This is a genomic window from Psychrobacter sp. SWN149 (genome assembly GCF_015864565.1).
In the GTDB taxonomy this organism is placed as follows: Bacteria; Pseudomonadota; Gammaproteobacteria; order Pseudomonadales; family Moraxellaceae; genus Psychrobacter.
Genome location: NZ_JADYWX010000009.1, coordinates 74,821 through 93,236, shown reverse-complemented (window position 1 = coordinate 93,236; position 18,416 = coordinate 74,821). Strand labels below are relative to the sequence as shown.

General features: G+C 43.3%; 17 protein-coding genes and 1 rRNA gene. 11 read left to right on the top strand and 7 right to left on the bottom strand.

What is annotated here, in order from left to right; all coding sequences use genetic code 11:
• From rrf to I6E86_RS13245, 7 genes are all read left to right on the top strand, one after another.
• Positions 1–111, top strand: a 5S ribosomal RNA gene (rrf, locus tag I6E86_RS13275); the annotation flags it as partial.
• Positions 112–478: 367 nt separating this feature from the next.
• Complete coding sequence (locus I6E86_RS13270; protein ID WP_197177857.1) at positions 479–1,537, top strand: TRAP transporter substrate-binding protein; 1,059 nt, start codon at positions 479–481, stop codon at positions 1,535–1,537.
• Positions 1,538–1,555: 18 nt separating this feature from the next.
• Complete coding sequence (locus I6E86_RS13265; protein ID WP_197177856.1) at positions 1,556–2,083, top strand: TRAP transporter small permease; 528 nt, start codon at positions 1,556–1,558, stop codon at positions 2,081–2,083.
• Positions 2,080–3,369, top strand: a complete 1,290-nt coding sequence (locus I6E86_RS13260; protein WP_197177855.1) for a TRAP transporter large permease — start codon at positions 2,080–2,082, stop codon at positions 3,367–3,369. The genes I6E86_RS13265 and I6E86_RS13260 overlap by 4 nt, the downstream gene beginning before the upstream one ends.
• 144 nt (positions 3,370–3,513) lie before the next feature.
• Positions 3,514–3,732 carry a dodecin family protein gene (locus tag I6E86_RS13255; RefSeq protein WP_194365218.1) on the top strand — a complete coding sequence of 73 codons (219 nt, stop codon included), beginning with the start codon at positions 3,514–3,516 and terminating at the stop codon, positions 3,730–3,732.
• 162 nt (positions 3,733–3,894) lie between these two features.
• A complete protein-coding gene (locus I6E86_RS13250; RefSeq protein WP_197177854.1) occupies positions 3,895–4,944 on the top strand; it encodes a 5'-nucleotidase in 1,050 nt (349 codons plus the stop codon).
• Positions 4,945–4,982: 38 nt separating this feature from the next.
• Positions 4,983–5,585 carry a rhomboid family intramembrane serine protease gene (locus tag I6E86_RS13245; protein WP_197177853.1) on the top strand — a complete coding sequence of 201 codons (603 nt, stop codon included), beginning with the start codon at positions 4,983–4,985 and terminating at the stop codon, positions 5,583–5,585.
• Positions 5,586–5,714: 129 nt separating this feature from the next.
• On the opposite strand, the gene I6E86_RS13240 is transcribed toward I6E86_RS13245, so the two are convergent.
• The 4 genes from I6E86_RS13240 to I6E86_RS13225 all read right to left on the bottom strand — a co-directional run bounded on the left by I6E86_RS13240 (position 5,715) and on the right by I6E86_RS13225 (position 10,835).
• A complete protein-coding gene (locus I6E86_RS13240; RefSeq protein ID WP_197177852.1) occupies positions 5,715–6,263 on the bottom strand; it encodes a hypothetical protein in 549 nt (182 codons plus the stop codon).
• 159 nt (positions 6,264–6,422) lie between these two features.
• Positions 6,423–8,291, bottom strand: coding sequence for a sodium:solute symporter family protein (locus I6E86_RS13235; protein WP_194365222.1), 1,869 nt, complete (start codon positions 8,289–8,291; stop codon positions 6,423–6,425).
• Positions 8,292–8,295: 4 nt separating this feature from the next.
• On the bottom strand, positions 8,296–8,556 hold the full coding sequence (locus I6E86_RS13230; RefSeq protein ID WP_194365223.1) for a DUF4212 domain-containing protein: 261 nt from the start codon (positions 8,554–8,556) through the stop codon (positions 8,296–8,298).
• 641 nt (positions 8,557–9,197) lie between these two features.
• Complete coding sequence (locus I6E86_RS13225) at positions 9,198–10,835, bottom strand: electron transfer flavoprotein-ubiquinone oxidoreductase (protein WP_197177863.1); 1,638 nt, start codon at positions 10,833–10,835, stop codon at positions 9,198–9,200.
• Between the two features lie 546 nt (positions 10,836–11,381).
• On the opposite strand from I6E86_RS13225, the gene I6E86_RS13220 reads away from it, so the two are divergent.
• The 4 genes from I6E86_RS13220 to I6E86_RS13205 all read left to right on the top strand — a co-directional run bounded on the left by I6E86_RS13220 (position 11,382) and on the right by I6E86_RS13205 (position 15,038).
• Positions 11,382–12,101 (top strand): DUF1285 domain-containing protein, encoded by a 720-nt coding sequence (locus I6E86_RS13220; RefSeq protein ID WP_197177851.1) that lies wholly within the window; start codon positions 11,382–11,384, stop codon positions 12,099–12,101.
• Positions 12,102–12,442: 341 nt separating this feature from the next.
• Entirely contained in the window at positions 12,443–13,336 is an 894-nt protein-coding gene (gene murI / locus I6E86_RS13215) for a glutamate racemase (protein ID WP_227680664.1), read from the top strand.
• A gap of 160 nt (positions 13,337–13,496) precedes the next feature.
• The gene (locus I6E86_RS13210) at positions 13,497–14,498 is read left to right on the top strand and encodes a DUF4062 domain-containing protein (protein ID WP_197177849.1); all 1,002 of its coding nucleotides are present in this window, start codon (positions 13,497–13,499) and stop codon (positions 14,496–14,498) included.
• Positions 14,499–14,738: 240 nt separating this feature from the next.
• Complete coding sequence (locus tag I6E86_RS13205; RefSeq protein ID WP_194365227.1) at positions 14,739–15,038, top strand: hypothetical protein; 300 nt, start codon at positions 14,739–14,741, stop codon at positions 15,036–15,038.
• Between the two features lie 115 nt (positions 15,039–15,153).
• On the opposite strand, the gene I6E86_RS13200 is transcribed toward I6E86_RS13205, so the two are convergent.
• The 3 genes from I6E86_RS13200 to tmpT form a co-directional block, all read right to left on the bottom strand.
• Positions 15,154–16,614 carry a lytic murein transglycosylase gene (locus I6E86_RS13200; protein ID WP_197177848.1) on the bottom strand — a complete coding sequence of 487 codons (1,461 nt, stop codon included), beginning with the start codon at positions 16,612–16,614 and terminating at the stop codon, positions 15,154–15,156.
• Between the two features lie 278 nt (positions 16,615–16,892).
• Entirely contained in the window at positions 16,893–17,588 is a 696-nt protein-coding gene (locus I6E86_RS13195; protein ID WP_265090697.1) for a DUF1499 domain-containing protein, read from the bottom strand.
• Between the two features lie 77 nt (positions 17,589–17,665).
• On the bottom strand, positions 17,666–18,325 hold the full coding sequence (gene tmpT, locus I6E86_RS13190) for a thiopurine S-methyltransferase (protein WP_197177846.1): 660 nt from the start codon (positions 18,323–18,325) through the stop codon (positions 17,666–17,668).
• Positions 18,326–18,416: the final 91 nt, after the last annotated feature.

Genomic DNA, 18,416 nt, shown 5'->3' with positions numbered 1-18,416 from the left:
ACGACAATAGCGCGATGGCCCCACCTGATCCCTTCCCGAACTCAGAAGTGAAACATCGTTGCGCCAATGGTAGTGTGGATTCGTCCATGTGAGAGTAGGTCATCGTCAGCTCTCTATACTTGAATACCCCCCAACGCTCATGCGTCGGGGGGTTTTCTTTGGCTGGTATTTTCTAATTTTGATTGCCTTTATGCTCTTAAATTTATGATTTTGAGTTGTCAATCAAGCTATGTATTTTGTAGCTTCTCTGATTGAAATATTTGCTTAAACCTTATATGATTTTATGAATATATTTTCTATTGATATCATCAAAATGATTTGACTTATATCATTATAGCTGTTAATTTTAAACTAGGTTTTTATTACAGGTATGTAAAATATATATTAAAACCTTGTAAATGATTGAATCTAGTATGGATTAAATTATTTACTTATGAGGTTTTACTCCTATTCTCATAATTATCAAAAGGAATTGATAATGAAGTTAGCTCCTCTTTTTTCAATTGGTGCTTTAGCCGCTATTAGTCTTTTCGGTTGCTCTAACCAGTCTGCTGACACTGCTGATGGTTCATCAGCCACCTCTCAAGAAACCACTGTATTGCGCTTCTCACATTTTTGGCCTGCTACCTCATCTATTAGTACAGAGGTCTTTGAACCTTGGGCTAAGAAAATAGAAGAAGATTCTAAAGGTCGTCTAAAAGTTGAGCTCTATCCATCAGCTGGTCTTGCTAAAGCAGATGTTACCTATGAGTCTGCTGCCAAAGGTACGATCGATATTGGCTCACAAGCCCATGGCTATACCAACGGTCGTTTCCCTTTAACTCAGATCACTGAGCTTCCAGGATTGTCAAACTCAGCCAGCCAAATGGGCTGTATGCTGCAGACTCTTTATGATGATGGGACGCTCGCTAGTGAGTATGAAGACTCTCATTTGCTATTTATGTATGGTGGAGGCCCTGGTGCGCTTCACACTACGGATAAGCTAATTCGTACACCTGCGGACATGAAAGGCATGCGCATTCGTCGTCCTTCCGCAGTCGCTGGTGACATTATAGAAAGTGCTGGTGCTTCACCAGTAGGTCTACCGGCAAATGATATGTATACCTCTCTACAGCGCGGTGTCGTTGACGGTTTGAGTTTCCCTTGGGAGGCGGTAACAGCCTTTAAGATTGACGAGATTACCAAATACCACACCAATATTCCTTTCTATAGCTCAGCACTGATGGTGACTATGAATAAGGATAAATATAACAATTTGCCTGATGATTTGAAAAAAGTTCTGGATGAAAATTCAGGAATGGCGCTTGCTAGCAAAGTTGGTGAGGTATTTGATAAACATGACAAAATGGCTATTCAAGCTGCTAAAGATAAAGGTGATGAAATTATCGAAATTCCTGATCCGCTTAATGATCCAGACTGGAAAGGGCCACTTGAAAAAGGAACGCAAAAATACCTAAGTGATGTCAAAGCTTTGGGTCTAGATGCTGATGGTGTTTATGCAAAAGCAAAAGCTGCTAGTGCTGCTTGTAAGGTATAACCCATTGGGAGGTATCACGTGGCATTTCTAGTCAAAATCAGCCAAACAATCTCACGCCTATGTCAATTTATTGGCGGCGTGAGTCTCATCATCATTGTCCTCACTACTATGCTCGACGTCGTCGCCCGTTATATCTTTAAACTTAGCGGCGGTGAGTTTGGTTTTACGGTTAAGGGCAGCGTCGAGATCGTCTCCTACTTTATGCTATTTGCATTGTTGGCCGCCTTTGCAGCCTTCGTTGAACGCTCACAAATCATCGTTGATGTGTTCACTCAGAAGATGCCTCAGTCTATCAAAGGCTACATGATGGGAGTATTCATGATGGGCTTCTTTATCATTGGTATTGTCTTTTCGTGGGGGCTTTATGAAAGTGCTGTTGATGCTGTCGAGTATGGCAAAGTCACCCAAGATTTGCGCATTTCTATGATGCCTATTTATGCCCTTAGTGCCTTTCTAAGCATTTTGCTTGCCATTCGCTCATTGATCGAATCTATCAACATCTTTAAAACAGGCGAGTTCTTTGACGCCGAGGAGACAGGCGCATGAGTCCAGAAATTATCGGCGCTATTGGCTTAATTGTCATGATCTTTCTCGTTTTGTTCCGTGTACCAGTCGCTCTTGCCATGTTAGGCGTTGGACTTGTCGGCTTTGGTGCTGTCACAGCCCCCAGTGGTGCTCTGCAAATGCTCAAAGACATTCCCGTTGATGTCTTAGCCAAATACGACTTTAGTGCCATTCCGCTGTTTATTCTCATGGGGGTGTTTGCTACCCATTCAGGTATGGCAGGTAAATTGTTTGAAGCCACTCGTACCATCTTTGGTGGAGTCAGGGGCAGTCTTGGTATTGCTGGTATCGGCTCGTCCGGTATCTTTGCCTCTATTTCAGGATCATCGCTCGCCACTGCTTCTACGATGACCAAAGTCGCGCTGCCACAAATGGAGAAGTATGGCTATCAGCCAGGGTTTGCCTGCGGTATTTTGGCCGCTGGTGGGACGCTCGGCATCATGATTCCGCCCAGTATCGCGTTACTGGTCTATGCCATCTTAACTCAGCAATCAGTAGGTGACATGTTCATCGCAGGGTTCTTACCCGGTATGCTGGGTATGGTGATGTATTCCATCACGGTGATGGTTATGGTGCGCTGGAAACCGCATCTAGCAAGACGTGGTGAGCCAACCACTTGGAAAGCAAAGTTTTTATCATTGACGGGTCTAATACCTTTTAGCTTTATCTTTATTGTGATTATTGCCGGTATCTTCTTTGGTCTATTTACGCCAACAGAAGGCGCGGCCGTCGGGGCGTTTGTCTCTTGGGCATATGCGTTTGCCAAAGGCATGCGTTTAGATGGTTTAAAGCAGTCGTTGATTGAGACGCTAGCACTCTCTGCGGTGGTATTTTTTATGCTACTGGGCGCAGAGGCATTGGGGTATTTTATCTCAGTATCACGTTTGTCTTATTCACTGGCTTCTTGGATTGGTGGGTTGGCAGTCAGTCCGATGATTGTGCTGATCTGTATTTTGATTATGTACTTCCTATTAGGGCTGTTTATGGATGCCCTAGCGATGCTAGTGATTACGATTCCTGTGGTCTATCCGATTATTTTGGCCTTAGGTTTTGATCCAGTATGGTTCGGTATCATTGCAGTATTGACGGTAGAGCTTGGATTAATCACGCCGCCGATGGGGATGAATATCTTTGTGATTAAAGCAATGGCGCCGCACATTAAGCTTAGTGATATGTTTCGAGGAGTGGCACCATTCATTGTGTCCGATGTGATTCGTCTGGTCATATTGGTGATGTTCCCTGCTATTTCGCTTGTGTTATTGGGATAAGTCATACATAAAATAACATAGAATCATTGTTGTGCATTCGGTATAGCGCTAGAATAATTGAGAGATAAAATGTTGAGTCTACGTTTTTATCATCATTTTATTTTAAAAAAACTATTCTAAAATCACATGGATGCGAAAAATATTATGACTATTGCTAAGAATGTTGAGATCAGCAGTACTTCTGAAACCAGTTTTGAAGATGCTATTCAACAAGGTATTGCGAGAATATCTAAGACCGTTAAAAATGTTGAAGGCGCTTGGATAAAAGAGCAAAAAGTAGGTGTCACTGATGGAAAAATCAGTAAATACCATGTCATTATGATTGTAAGCTTTGTCATTGATGACGGTACTGATATCAGCTAAATATTGATTAAGATCAAAAAAGACTGCCATTGCAGTCTTTTTTTTGCACAAAAAATGTGTATTAGCGGTCTTAATATGAGTGCGAGTAGCTACACGGCTAACTCATATATATAGTAAAATAAATTCTATAATTCTCATTACTTATCATAGAAGCACACATTTATGGCTGTCGATTTCAGCAATACACTCATCGTTGCAATTTCTGCGACGGCACTTTTTGATCTCACAGAGTCAGAAAATCATTTACTAGAACTATTAAAGCAGCGACCTGCAAGCGCAATAAAAGAGTTTCGTGACTACATGATAGAGCGTGAAAATGAGTCTCTGAGCATCGGCGCTGGCTATCCGTTAATCAAGGCCCTGCTAAACCTAAACAATTATTGCGAAGATAGTAAGCGAGATTTAGAGCTTGAAGCACCTCTCGTGGAAGTCGTGATTGTCTCAAAAAGTAGTCCAGATACTGGCATTCAGGTGCTTAATGCAATTCTAGACCGTAATATCAATATTTCACGTTCGGCATTTATTTCAGGCAGTCCGGTTGCCCCTTACATAAAAGACTTCAATGTCGATTTGTTTTTGACCACCAATCGTGAAGATGCGCAGCAAGTGGCTGATGCCAATATTTGCGCTTGTGCGATATTGAATGCGACCCCTGTTAATACTTATGAGCTGGATACCGATCAGCTACGTATCGCTTTCGATGGGGATGCAGTGCTGTTTGATGATTCAGGTGAGCTGCTCTATAAACAAAAAGGCCTGCGTGCTTTCCATGATCGTGAGTCACAGATGCGTGATTTGCCAATAGAAAAAGGGCCTTACGCTGAGTTATTGATTAAATTATCTAACTTACAAAAGCGTCTGCCTGCTGGTTTGCAATACTCTCCAATCAAAATCGCGCTTGTAACCGCTCGTAATGCACCAGCAGATCTGCGAGCGATCAAAACGCTGCGTGAGTGGGGTGTAAATGTGGATATGGCGTTTTTTTTGGGAGGATTAGAGAAAACAGCCGTGCTGAGAACGTTTGCGCCGCATATCTTTTTTGATGATTCTATTCAGCATATTGATGCTGCACGTCACTTTATCCCGACCGCACTGGTGCCTTATCATTCGACGTCTTTGCTGCATAGTAATAGTTATTTGAATGCGGATACAGACGCGTCACCTTTATCGTTTATACCCGCTGTGCGCCCACCATTTGCAGTAAATCATTAGCAGACATATAACATTAGAGCAAAGGAATAGGACGGTCTATGAATTGGCAGCAGTTGCTTAGCTTAGTGATGGCAAGACTGAAGCAAGTCGTTGGCTTGTACGCATTTGTACTCATACCAATGTGGGGCATGTTTTTATTGAATGAAGTGCTTCTGTTTGGACTGTGGAATATTTTTGGTATTGTCCCGCGAGCATTAGATGTGGGGAGTATGATAGGGGTATTTGCGTCATGGACGATGCATGGCAACTTGTCCCATTTGACTGGCAACACTGTGACGCTGTTGCAGATTTTATTTTTGTTTGGGCTGTTTGAAAAAAATGCCTATCGTACTGTGATTAAATTGGTGGTCGCATCAGGTTTAGTCACTTGGGTGCTTGGCTCACCTTCTTCTATTCATATTGGTGCATCAGGGCTGTGTTTTGCGATGCTCGGTTACATGATAGGAGGGGCTATATTTGCACGGCGTTGGGGTTATTTAATCGCTTGTATCGTTATGGGGGCAGGGTATTGGCTCACTATCAAAGAAGGCTTAATGCCGCAAGAAGGTATCTCTTTTGCCGCCCATTTCGGTGGTTTATGTGCGGGGCTACTGCTAGGTGCCAATTCTAAGCACACTTATACGACAACGTCTCATCAATGAAAAGCAAAGCATACAAATAAGGCGGTATTTTCAGATTTTTTATTCATCTAAAATACCGCTTTATCATCACATGTTTCTTTGAAGACTTTACTACTGATGGATTGCCTGTTCTAAATCTCTCTTAATTCGTTAGCTTTGTTTATCAGTGCAAATACTGATAAATAGCGGATCATCTGTTACTAGGTCTCGCCATGCAGTCGTTTGTTTCACATGTTCATCAATGGATAGCGTATTGCCTTTCTCAGGTATCACGTAGTCTGCACGTGCAGGAATACTACAATCGATAACTTGAGGGACTGTCTCTACGGCTCTTCGTCTTTCAAATAGATATAAATTGAATAAATGTATATCTGGATTATCGACTTGCACACTCGCATTTCCAATATCGGCAGCGATAAACCGTAATATTTGCGGCTTAGCGTAAGACCATGGGCGGAACCACTCCGTGCTTTCTGCTGTTTTGACAACTTCTACGCCTTCTGGTAGCTTCTCCACTTGTTGACCATACCAGCTGTACTCCTGATTTATCTGAAACGCAAACATACCAATAGCAGCAAATAAGGGGATCAGCCATTTAGGAGCGCGTTTGCCTGCCAGTTTGCTGAGGTGAGTTATGATAAGTGCTAATCCAGCCATGCCAAATGCGGCAGCGATGGTAGCGATAAACTCAAAAAGCATAAAATATTCCTTAATGCGTGAGATATGTTTAATTGAACTTATTGAATAAAGGAAGAATCTAAAATATCGTTATTATAGCGACCAGATAAAAAAATCACTCACAAGCAGTGACTGCCTGTGAGTGATATATTAACAGAAGATATATCCTCAGTTGCAAGCTTAGTGGTCGACTGCACCGCCAGCGCCACGTGGAGAACGTACGCTTTCAACCAACTCTTGGATATGTGCTGGTGGTGGCGCAGTAGCATAAGAGACAGCAAATGCTACGATGAAGTTAAGTAGCGCACCAATTGCACCAAATGATAGTGGTGAGATACCAAATAACCAGTACTCTTCGGTATCAGGGAAGTTAGCAGTACCACTGATAAAGAACCAACCTTTGAACATAAAGATATAGACAAGAACGACGATTAAACCAGTCAACATCCCTGCAATAGCACCAAGATTGTTGATACGCTTAGAGAAAATACCCATCATCAGCACAGGGAATAATGAAGAGGCTGCAATACCGAAGGCTAAGGCAACAACCTGTGCAGCAAACCCTGGTGGGTTAATACCTAAGTAGGTCGCAACGACAATCGCCACACCCATCGTAATACGAGCATATTTTAGCTCTTGTTTATCAGTGATATTTGGGTTTAGGTTACGTTTGATTAAGTCATGACTAATCGCTGATGAAATAGCAAGGAGTAGTCCAGCTGCTGTTGATAGAGCTGCTGCCAGACCACCTGCTGCGATAAGACCAATCACCCATGATGGCAGATTCGCGATTTCTGGGTTAGCAAGTACTAAGATATCAGCGTTTACATCAAGCTCGTTACCTGCCCATCCGGCATCAGCAAAACGACCATCAAGCTCTGCATCATGTGCAATGCGAGCTTTTTCTACCGCTGCAGTTGCAGTAGCAACATCGCCACCGTCAGCTTCAGCCGTATTAAGGGCTATTTGAGCGGCACCAAGTCCACTGTCGCTATACAACTGGATACGACCATCATTATTGAGATCGTTATACTTAATCAGACCAGTTTCTTCCCATGTTTTCATCCAGTCAGGACGCTCATCATTGAGAATAGGCTGATTTTCGACACCTTGTGGATAGATAGTATCTACTAAGTTTAAGCGTGCCATCGCACCCACAGCAGGCGCTGTGAAGTACAGTAGCGAGATAAATACCAGTGTCCAACCTGCGGTCCAGCGCGCATCAGCCACTTTAGGAACCGTAAAAAAGCGAATGATAACGTGTGGTAAACCTGCAGTACCGATCATGAGCGTCAAGGTGAATAGCACCATGTTTAGCTTGTTAGGCACATCAGCCGTATAGGATGCAAAACCTAAGTCAGTAACCACTTGATTCAGCTTGGTCAAGATAGGAACACCTGATTCAACATGATTTGAGAACAAACCAAGGCCTGGAATAGGGTTGCCCGTTAATTCAAGTGAGATGAAAACAGCAGGAATGGTATAAGCAATCATTAGAACGACATACTGTGCAACCTGCGTGTAAGTAATCCCTTTCATACCGCCGAGTACTGCATAAAAGAATACAACGACTGCAGCGATAATCAGACCAGTGGTACTCTCAACTTCTAAGAAACGCGAGAATGCAACACCAGCACCGGTCATCTGACCGATAACGTAAGTGGTCGATGCGGTAATCAAACAGACCACAGCAATCATAGCTGCTGTCTTGGAATAAAAGCGATCACCGATAAAGTCAGGAACGGTGAACTTACCAAATTTACGTAAGTAAGGGGCTAAGAGCATCGCTAGTAGAACATAACCGCCTGTCCAACCCATCAAATAGGTAGAAGCGCCATAACCACCAGCAGCAATAAGACCTGCCATTGAGATAAATGACGCTGCACTCATCCAGTCAGCAGCGGTTGCCATACCGTTAACGACTGGATGGACACCGCCGCCTGCAACATAAAACTCACTGGTCGAACCAGCACGGGCCCAAATCGCGATACCGAAATACAGAGCGAAGGATAGACCCACAAATATAAGATTAACTACAAATTGACTCATGGGGCTATTCCTCGTCTACGCCATATTGTTTATCTAACTTATTCATACGCCATGCGTAAAAGAAAATCAGAATAATAAACACTCCGATGGATCCTTGTTGGGCAAACCAAAAACCCAAGTCGGTACCACCGATCTTGATGCCAGCCAAGAGGGGACGTAATAAGATAGCAAAGCCGTACGAGCATAGCGCCCATACGATTAAGCAGCCTCTAATGAGACGGATATTGGCACGCCAATAACCGGATGGATCGTTATGATTTTCCATGGGACAACTCCTTTTGTCTTACCCAAAAAATACCAACAATATAAAAAGAACAGCGATTATTTCTTATCACTAACGAACAGCATAAAAAATAAATAGGTACTGCTTTATATGGTGAAAACGATGATGTGTCATGATCTATTTATCTGTCGTTTTTGCTAACGATAAATGTGTGTTTTGGCAGCATGCTGCGCACATAGATAAAAGGTGTTGAATGGTAAAAACAGTGTCTATCGAGGAAGGTAGGCATGACTATCCTATGTCTTTTTATGCTCTTGTCTTCCTAACAAGAAACTTTGCGCTTTCAACGCTTTAAATCATTGTACTGATTACAAATTATAAAACGGCATAAGTGAATATAGGATTTATCTGAGTACTAGTCAACAAATTTCATTGAAAACCATTGCATATTCATTTCAGAGAAAATACCGATAGGTGGTTTGGTGGATGATATTTAAAGTATCAGATGCACTAAAACGATACGACAAACCTCTGTTTTATACCACTGAACCATCATTTAATATATTTTGTAGCATGTAAAATATGAAGCATATTTATTTAACAAATAAAGGTATCGGTACAAAAAAACCGCCCTTATTATTAAGAGCGGTTTTTTATTGACTTCTATTTATCCAAATCGTGGCTTACATGTTTGGATAGTTAGGGCCACCGCCACCTTCTGGCGTTACCCAAGTGATGTTTTGTGACGGATCTTTGATATCACAGGTTTTACAATGTACACAGTTTTGCGCATTGATGACAAACTTGGCACCTTCAGCGTCTTTGACCACTTCATAGACACCTGCTGGGCAATACAAACGCGCAGGCTCAGCATATAGTGGCAAGTTGATTGAGATAGGCACGGTTGGATCAGTGAGCTTCAAATGCGTTGGCTGATCTTCTGCATGGTTGGTGTTAGAGATAAACACTGATGACAGTTTATCAAAGACCAGCTTACCATCGGGCTTGAGATACGTTGGCTGATAAGCATGGTTGGCACGCTCTAGCTGATCGTAATCTGGGATATTGTCATGTAGGGTAAATGGCATTTTACCTTTTAACAAGTTGTGCTCGATAAAGGTGAAAGCACCGCCCATGAACAGCCCCATGCGATGTATCGCAGGCGAGAAGTTGCGCGACTCATAGTTGTCTTGATATAGCCATGATTCTTTGTACCTGGTGCTATAGGCAATGACTTCATCGTGCTGACGACCGGCTTGTAGCGCCTCAAAGATAGCTTCGGCTGCGAGCATGCCTGACTTCATCGAAGTATGTGTGCCTTTGATTTTTGCAGGGTTCAAGAAACCAGCATCATCACCCACCAATACGCCACCTGGGAAGGTGAATTTTGGCAGTGAGTTTAGACCACCTTTGGTCAAGGCACGTGCGCCGTAAGAAATGCGCTTACCGCCTTCTAAAACATTTTTGATAACAGGGTGTGTTTTTAGACGCTGCATTTCATCAAATGGCGAGACATATGGGTTGTGGTAAGACAAGTCGGCCACCAGACCAAAGCTGACTTGGTTGTTTTCATCAAAGTACAACCACCAGCCACCTGTTGAGCCAGTTTCGGTTAATGGCCAACCGAGACCGTGCATGACCACGCCTTGCTCATGCTTCGCAGGATCGACATCCCACAGCTCTTTTAGACCGATACCATAATGCTGCGGATCAGAGTCTTTATCGAGATCAAAACGGCTGATGAGACGTTTACCCAAATGACCACGGCTGCCTTCGGCAAAAACAGTGTACTTGGCAACCAGCTCATAACCCGGCTCAAAGCTAGGCTTGGCCTCGCCATTGGCAGCCACACCCATATCACCCGTCAACACACCTCGTACTGAACCATCGTCATTGTACAAAATGTCATCTGCAGGGAAGCCTGGGAACATCATGACTTCTAACTCTTCTGCCTGTACGGCCAACCAGCGAACGACATTGCCTAATGAGACAATATAGTTGCCTTCATTGTGCATCGGCCCCGGAATTAATGAGTCAGGTACTTTGGTCGATCGAGTAGCAGAGTTTAGGTAATAAAAACGATCTTCAGTCGCTGGCACGTTAAGTGGTGCGCCTTTTTCTTTCCAATCTGGAATCAGCTCATTGAGGGCACGTGGCTCGATGACAGCACCTGATAAAGTATGGGCACCGAACTCAGAGCCTTTTTCGACCACACAAACCATAAACTCATCATTGCCCGCTTCAATAGCCAGCTGGCGCAGACGAATGGCAGTAGATAGACCGGCAGGTCCGCCACCAACGATAATGACATCGAACTCCATTGACTCTCGTTCGATCTCAGGCTCTGCGGCTACTGGCTCTACGACTGGCGTAGCGGCAACTGGTTTTGATGTCTCTGTCGCTGTTGTGGCGTCAGTTGTCACAGGGTTGCCATCAGTGACTGGCGTTTGATTGTCTTGCTCTTGCATACCTACTCCTAAACTTTTAGTGGCTTATCTCAGGGCATCATTAGCTTAACAACCGAATAATAGACTTGCGGTGCTAATGTCGCTCAGACATATGGCTGCCCGATAAAACTGTCTTTACGGTATTGGTTGATACGTTACTGCTGAGGATAATTTATTCAAAGATATCAACACATAACATGCGTCATCAATAAAACACCCGCTTGACCATTTCAATAAAAAATCGTTACTCATTATAAAAGAAAAGTCCTACAAACACGATACGCATTTATGAGTATAGGTGCTAAGGTAATATCAAGGCAATAAGGGTGTTTAGGCGATAGGGTTTTATCATACCCGAAACTAAAATTTATAGTAATAATAGATTTGCCAAACTTTGAATAATAAATAAAGGATTGAGTGATGAGTAACAACAATAGTAAGGTAAATAAAATTAATAAAAATACGGCTGAGCCTATGATGGATATGCCTTCTAGCTTAACTAATGTAGATGCATTGAGCCAGTATCTAAAGTCTACTGCTGGGACACGTGAAGGTCGCGCGATTCCACCACTTGAAAAATGGCATCCTAAAGAGATAGCTGACATGGATTTGACCATCAAGGCAAATGGGGAATGGTGGCATGAAGGCGGGCACATGACCCGTGAGTCATTAGTCAGCTTGTTTGCGACTATCTTATGGAAAGAAGACAATAATGGCGCGACTGAATACTTTTTAAAAACACCCGTACAAAAAATTCGTATTCAAGTAGAAGATGCGCCGCTCTTGATTAATGATGTCGGTATCGTAAAAGAGAATGATGTAAGTTGGTTGGAGTTCACAACGAACACAGGCGACGTGGTGCGCTTGGATGATGAGCATCCCATTACATTAAAAGCGTATGAGCCAGAAAATCAGGATAGTATAGAAAACATCAGTGCCAGTGAAGGTGCACAAGATACGGCCACTGAAGCGCAAGTACGCCCTTATATGCCCGTTAGAAATGGGTTGGATGCGCTTATCGGCCGCAATACTTTCTATCATTTGGCAGAAATTGGTGAATTGACAGAAGATAATGGCATGACCATACTGACGCTACAGAGTGGCGGGCAGTCTTATACTTTGTCAATGCCAGCTCACTGAAGACTAAAATTGGCGGTCTTTGAGTCCTTGTACTATAGTCAATCCTCTATAAAAAAGTTACAGCGTTAACCTCACTTGAAGTATTACATATACATCTGCGCTCGGTTACCTTGTACCTCTTTTAAACTGAATCAACTATATCAATAGTATTCACCTGTTTAAGCGGTAAAATTTTGACTGTAGCGATTAAAGGCTTGATGGATGAATGGTTTGAGAAAATTGATGGTTTATATATATAACATGGCGGCACAATAAAGATGGATATGACCGCAACTCATACGATAAAGAAAATGAAAGCAAGTTTAGATATCTTTAGCAAGGATTCTGTTGACGCTAATTCAATGGATAGACTTGGTCGTAATACGATAGTAACTGACAAAGACCGCAATGCCCCCATTGGCTTGTTTGATTCGGGTATCGGCGGCTTGTCCGTTTATCTACATTTAGCGCAGCAGCTCCCCAATGAGTGTTATGTGTATTATGCAGATACCCTAAATGTGCCTTATGGTGATCGGGATAGTAAGGATATCGAGACCCTGACGCTCAAAGCCGTAGAGTGGCTATATCAGCAAGGTTGTAAGATGGTTATCATCGCATGCAATAGCGCGTCAGCCTATGGCTTGGAGACAGCAAGGAGATGCTATCCACAGCTGCCTATTGTCGGTCTTGTACCCGCACTAAAGCCTGCGGTACTGGCTAGCAAAAGCGGCCATGTAGCAGTCCTTGCGACTAAGGCGACGTTGAATGGGTCACTGTTGAATGATGTCATCGTCAATGTAGCCAATCCTAATGGTACGGTGGTGGCTAAATACTTTGATCCCAAACTGGTACCTTGGGTTGAGTCAGGTATGTCAGAAGATGATGACACGGCTCAAAACCTACGCCATCAGCTACAAGTGTTTGTAGATGAGGGTGTGGATCAGTTGGTACTGGGCTGTACGCATTATCCTTTCTTTAAGACATTCTTATTAAATGAAATTATCCAAAAGCAATTACCCATACAAATCGTTGATTCTGGGCAGGCCATTGCTGAACGAGTCAAACAGCTGCTGATATTGAATCAGCTATCAGCCCCCTTAAATGATGCAGAGGGAACCCATGACGAAAAGTGTCAGACGGGTAATAAGATTAGATTGCCATTAACTTTTCATGCGACCAAGTATAGTGATAAACTAGGCGCGTTAGTTGAGCGCTTGCTTGGCGAAGAGACGTCATTGCACTACTATTCTGAATAATCATTCCCAAATGTACTGATATAGATGCCTGTATCGTCGTATTTGTCTAGCCAAAATAAACTGAGTGCATCTGGTTGATAGTGTGCTAGGCTGTGCAAAACGATACACTTGTACTCCGTTTCATACTTTTCTATGTCATAAGTCAAACCTAGAGGTAATTGTGCCAAATCGCCGCTATCATATTCATGTCATATGCGCTGACAACGATCAGTTGTTGGTTTTAGACAGCTTGGCGATATTTTTTCAGGCACGTGCATTTTTGACTTATGATGTCTCTAGCAAATTGTCAAAAGCCTCACTATACGGTCGTCAATGTATCGACGCTTGTGACTATGCTGTGATGATTATTGGAGACAGTTATGGAACTGTCCAAAAAAACGGCGTGAGTCAGATGCATTTAAGTTATCTGAATGCCAAAGCAAAGACCAAACCCTTATTTATCTTAGTTAAAAATCACTATCAAGAATCAGGCCTTAGCCGTCAGCTACAAGAGTTCATCAAGTCAGTCACTAGGCAAGAAAACCAAATATATTACTATGATACAGAAGATGACATTGAGCCGTTGATGGTGCAGGCTTACTACAAAGCAGTGGCCAATCATAAAGTGATGGGCGGCTGGGTGAGAGCCGACGAAGAGCTCATTAAGCTCAGCAGAAAATCCATTATTGAAAAAGCGCTGGATTCTGCGCCTACTGACATAAAAGCAGACAAAGACAGTGGTGACGATGAGAGTTTCGCGTCAGATAATGTCAGTCAACCAATTGCATTGCTGAAATCCTTTGACATTCAGTATAGCGCCCAAGCGTATGAAGGTGGCAACTTGACCGATGTGACTCGAGCAATGACCCTATCTTGGCAAGAAATACTAGATGCACTCATGAAAATTCCTTCCACTTTTTCCAGTTATGGACTGCAAAATACGGTTAATCGTTTGATCACTGAAAAAGCAGAAACAGACATTAAAAAAGACATGCCCAATGTCCATGCGGTTGCCCGTTGCCAAATCTCTCAATCCGATATGAACAGTTTACAGCGCCAGCTGGTGAGTGCCAACTGGATACAGCTCATGACCTATGGCACGCGGGTCTCACAAGAGCTATGGAAATTGACATTCTATGCAAAAAACTTATCCAAACTCAGTACGTCTCCACCCCGAGAATAACCCTCAGTATCTATTACCATCTCTCCAATCAGTTAATGGACGATCTGCTATAGACCATGATATCTAAGTCAAGGCTACGTTTTGTAATACAAAGCATACGTGTCAGCGGTTGTGAATCGATTCAAGACCCGTAATAATATGGGTTAGTAAATGATCGACAGAAAACAGACAAAATATGAGCGTATAAAAAGTATTCCTATAAAAAGTATAATGACATTCATTAATGAAGGAGAGCACACCATGAGCAATGCTAAAAATGATGCACTACTAACAGAACTTAATGGCTTAGAGAAAACCATGCATGATTCTGAGCAGTTTCATACATTAGAAGAGCAAGTGGCAGATATGAAACGCCGCGGTATCGATCCTAGCCAAGCATACAAAGATTTGGATAGTAAAGCTGAGAGTGAAGATTGGGGTGATGCGACGTGGAAAGAAAACGGTAAGTGGGAACCGAAAACGGCTGCTGACTTAGATGATAAAGCCCGCGAAAACTGGGATGGTGACAATGGCAAGCCAAATCCACCACCTATCGTTTAAGGGGTTACTCTAGCCTTTGACAGTCCATATGATTTATCGCATAAATCAAAATATAAAAAGGCCACGCTATGATTAGCGTGGCCTTTTTATATGCTAAAGATAAGATTAGTTAACCCTATGAACCTTCATCGATACGGACGAGCTTTATGTTTCCATTAGCATCAGTCACACGGCGATAGCGTGTATTGCCAGACGTTGATGGTTGAATAGTGGGTTGCGCCGAGTAGGTATTAGGGGTCGTTGTCTGTCGCTGGATTAGCTGTCCCATACGGTCGGCAGAGGCAGGGTTTAACGGTTGGCTATTTGCAGGCTGGCCATATTGAGTTTGATTTGGCGCTGCATTTCCAACGATTGCACGATAGAATTTTTGCCCTGCACGACCATCAGCGGGGAATATACCTTTGCTAGATTGGTACTGCTGGATAGCAGTACGGGTATTGTCGCCGATGATGCCATCGACTCCACCAATATCATAACCGGCATTTAATAATGCTTGCTGAATTTCTTTAGATTGCTGGCGGCTGATACCAGGGTCATCTGTTGGCCATGCCGTGACAAAGTCAGTTTTGCTACTGTCTTCGCGGGTGATTAGGTCTGATAAATGAGCGATGGCCAGTGCATAATTTTCTGAGGCATTATACGAGTAGAACGTATCAAAGTTTTTTCCGACCAAAAATGCAGGGCCTTCGATACCTGCAGGTAGTAATAACCCTGCGCTGCTCAAATCAGAAGGCAGCGAGCCTCCATTTGCAAGGGTTAGACCTTGATTACTCCAATAACTCATCGACTTTTTGTTTTTACGGTCAGAGGCTGCCCAAAACCCATCAGGCAGTTTGACTTCATAGCCCCAAGGCTCGCCAGTACGATAGCCACGGTTGTCCAAAAAATTGGCAGTAGAGGCAAGCGCATCAGGCACGCTATTGACCAAATCACGGCGGCCGTCGCCATCGAAATCAACGGCTAGCTCCAAGAAGGTACTTGGCATAAACTGCGTTTGACCAAAAGCGCCTGCCCAAGAGCCTGTCATGTCATTTGGCGCGATATCACCATTTTGAACGATTTTGAGTGCATTGGCGTATTCGCCTTGGAAGTAACTCTGACGACGATCAAAACAAGACAGTGTCGCTAAAGACTCAAACAAAGGCTTTTTGCCCAAGGTCTGACCAAAGTTAGACTCAACGCCCCATACCCCTAAGACGTGTTCAGCCTTTACGCCGTAACGCGATTCGATTTGGCGTAGCGTGTCGCCCCATTGACGCTTGGCGCGGACACCGTCTTCGACGCGCTCTTTATCGACCAGTGATGATAGGTAGTCCCAAACGTCTTTTTGAAACTCTGGCTGATAATTGAGCGACTGAATCACGCTAGGATCAGGCTGACTTGGGCGATAGTTATTAAAGGTAAAGCTGTCAACATCGCGAAACTTGCTAGAGTTCTTTAATCCATCTAGGCACTGTTGTAGCTCACTATTAGATAAGTCAGGTGCTGGGGGCTGAGCGGCTTGAGCGGTGCTGGCAAGGCTGAATCCAACTGCTAGGCTAAGCAGGGATAAAGTAGAAAATGGCGTCATACGCATGGGAATATCCTATAAGTGTTAAAAATACTGGTGCAAAAAAATAAATCAAGCATTCAATACGGTGGTCAAGCTTTAGAGTACCCAATATTTGGTACAAAGAAAAGATATCGCAGGGCTCAGACTATAAATCATTACTCTAGGTTGATATATGCGTGAGGTTGAGATTGGGTTGGACAATGTGATGTCTGTGCAATGCTTAGACATGCATGCCCTTGTGAACTCTCAGTACAATAAATAGGCTATGCTTTGTCTGTAATGAACTGATTATATAAAGTTCATTATTTATTCAAAACCCCATCCAACTCATCCATCAACGCATGAATACGCGCCGCATTTTTACCCAAATCGCTACCACCAACGCGTGATTTGCTGCGGATATCGACCAAGCGTTCGCTGCCATTGTCAGTCACACGAACCACCACATCATCTTTAAAGCCAAACCAAACAGTTGTATCCGTCGCTTCGATAATGCCTTTGTCAGCATCAGTGTTTACAAGCTCCCAACCCAAATTATTAATGGCTTGTTCGGTCGCCTTGACCAGCTCAGGCTGTGATTGAGAGTAAGTAAGCGTTTTCAGCTCTGGATAAGCCTCACGTTGCTGTTCTGCGACCTCGATGCCAGCGTATTCTACTGGGTTTGGCGCATCAGCGCGTAGGGGAGCGATGGCGACAAATGATGGCGGGTTGACTAAATCGGTTGAAATGTCATGGATAGGCGGTACGTCTTTGGCTTTGCTCATCATGCTAATAGGAACAATGATAGCAATCGCAGAACACACGACGGCTATGACCGCACTGCCAATTGTGATGGTTTTACGCTTGAGTATCACTTGTAGCGCAAACAGTACCAGTGCTGCAATACCGGTATAAACACCAAATTTGAATCCAGCAAATGCAGTGCCCAATTCGACAATACCATATTTATAAAGAGGGCCTGCCAGTGCAACCAGCAAAAACGCGATTAAACTTATCATACTTACTAAAACTTTCATTAGAACGCTCCGTTATTCTTTAATAACTGCTCAATCGCTGTGCCTATGTTCTCAGCATTTTAGTTAGGGTTTAACAGCCAAACATGCTCTGTGACCGTTAAATCAGGTATTGATCCTATCGAAGTAGGCTCACTCGCGAGTTTGCTGATTTGATAATGCTCGCCATAATACTGCTGTACTTGCTCATCACTGATAGAGAAGGGTGGTCCGTTTTTTTTACTTTGGTCATAATTGAGCGTGATTAATAATTGCGGAGCATCGCCACTAATTTTATGTATCTGCTCGCTATACGCTACCCGCATATCCGCAGGCAGCGCAATCAATGCCGCTTTATCATAGACGGCATCGATATCACCGATATCTTCAGCCGTTAGCGCAAAGATATCAGCGACCCATAAGGTAATAGTTTGACCTGATAACTGGCCTTGATAATATTTGAAAGTAGAAGTAGTGATGTGCTCATGTACGGTAGGTACAATATTTTGTTCAGCAAAAAATGCTTGTACTGCTGATTCAATCAGTTCAACACCAATCACATCGTAGCCTTGCGCTGCTAGCCATTGTATATCAATAGATTTACCACACAAAGGGACAAAGACACGACTGCCAGCTGGCAGCTGCAAATCTGGCCAACACTTTATGAGCAACAGATTGACGGCAGATTGGTTAAAACCAATGCGACCTTCTTGCCAGCGTGATTGCCAAAATTTGGGGTTCATAGATTATTCCTAACATATCACTGTCATAGATCATTGGTCACCATCATACCGCTAAACGCAATAAAAAAGCCAAGCGTATAAACCCTTGGCT

Excerpts from the sequence above, each read along its gene's own strand:
- I6E86_RS13270 (WP_197177857.1), top strand. The coding sequence starts at position 479 with ATGAAGTTAGCTCCTCTTTTTTCAATTGGTGCTTTAGCCGCTATTAGT.
- I6E86_RS13260 (WP_197177855.1), top strand. The coding sequence starts at position 2,080 with ATGAGTCCAGAAATTATCGGCGCTATTGGCTTAATTGTCATGATCTTT.
- I6E86_RS13255 (WP_194365218.1), top strand. The coding sequence starts at position 3,514 with ATGACTATTGCTAAGAATGTTGAGATCAGCAGTACTTCTGAAACCAGT.
- I6E86_RS13250 (WP_197177854.1), top strand. The coding sequence starts at position 3,895 with ATGGCTGTCGATTTCAGCAATACACTCATCGTTGCAATTTCTGCGACG.
- I6E86_RS13245 (WP_197177853.1), top strand. The coding sequence starts at position 4,983 with ATGAATTGGCAGCAGTTGCTTAGCTTAGTGATGGCAAGACTGAAGCAA.
- I6E86_RS13240 (WP_197177852.1), bottom strand. The coding sequence starts at position 6,263 with ATGCTTTTTGAGTTTATCGCTACCATCGCTGCCGCATTTGGCATGGCT.
- I6E86_RS13235 (WP_194365222.1), bottom strand. The coding sequence starts at position 8,291 with ATGAGTCAATTTGTAGTTAATCTTATATTTGTGGGTCTATCCTTCGCT.
- I6E86_RS13230 (WP_194365223.1), bottom strand. The coding sequence starts at position 8,556 with ATGGAAAATCATAACGATCCATCCGGTTATTGGCGTGCCAATATCCGT.
- I6E86_RS13225 (WP_197177863.1), bottom strand. The coding sequence starts at position 10,835 with ATGGAGTTCGATGTCATTATCGTTGGTGGCGGACCTGCCGGTCTATCT.
- I6E86_RS13220 (WP_197177851.1), top strand. The coding sequence starts at position 11,382 with ATGAGTAACAACAATAGTAAGGTAAATAAAATTAATAAAAATACGGCT.
- murI (WP_227680664.1), top strand. The coding sequence starts at position 12,443 with ATGGATAGACTTGGTCGTAATACGATAGTAACTGACAAAGACCGCAAT.
- I6E86_RS13205 (WP_194365227.1), top strand. The coding sequence starts at position 14,739 with ATGAGCAATGCTAAAAATGATGCACTACTAACAGAACTTAATGGCTTA.
- I6E86_RS13200 (WP_197177848.1), bottom strand. The coding sequence starts at position 16,614 with ATGCGTATGACGCCATTTTCTACTTTATCCCTGCTTAGCCTAGCAGTT.
- I6E86_RS13195 (WP_265090697.1), bottom strand. The coding sequence starts at position 17,588 with ATGATAAGTTTAATCGCGTTTTTGCTGGTTGCACTGGCAGGCCCTCTT.
- tmpT (WP_197177846.1), bottom strand. The coding sequence starts at position 18,325 with ATGAACCCCAAATTTTGGCAATCACGCTGGCAAGAAGGTCGCATTGGT.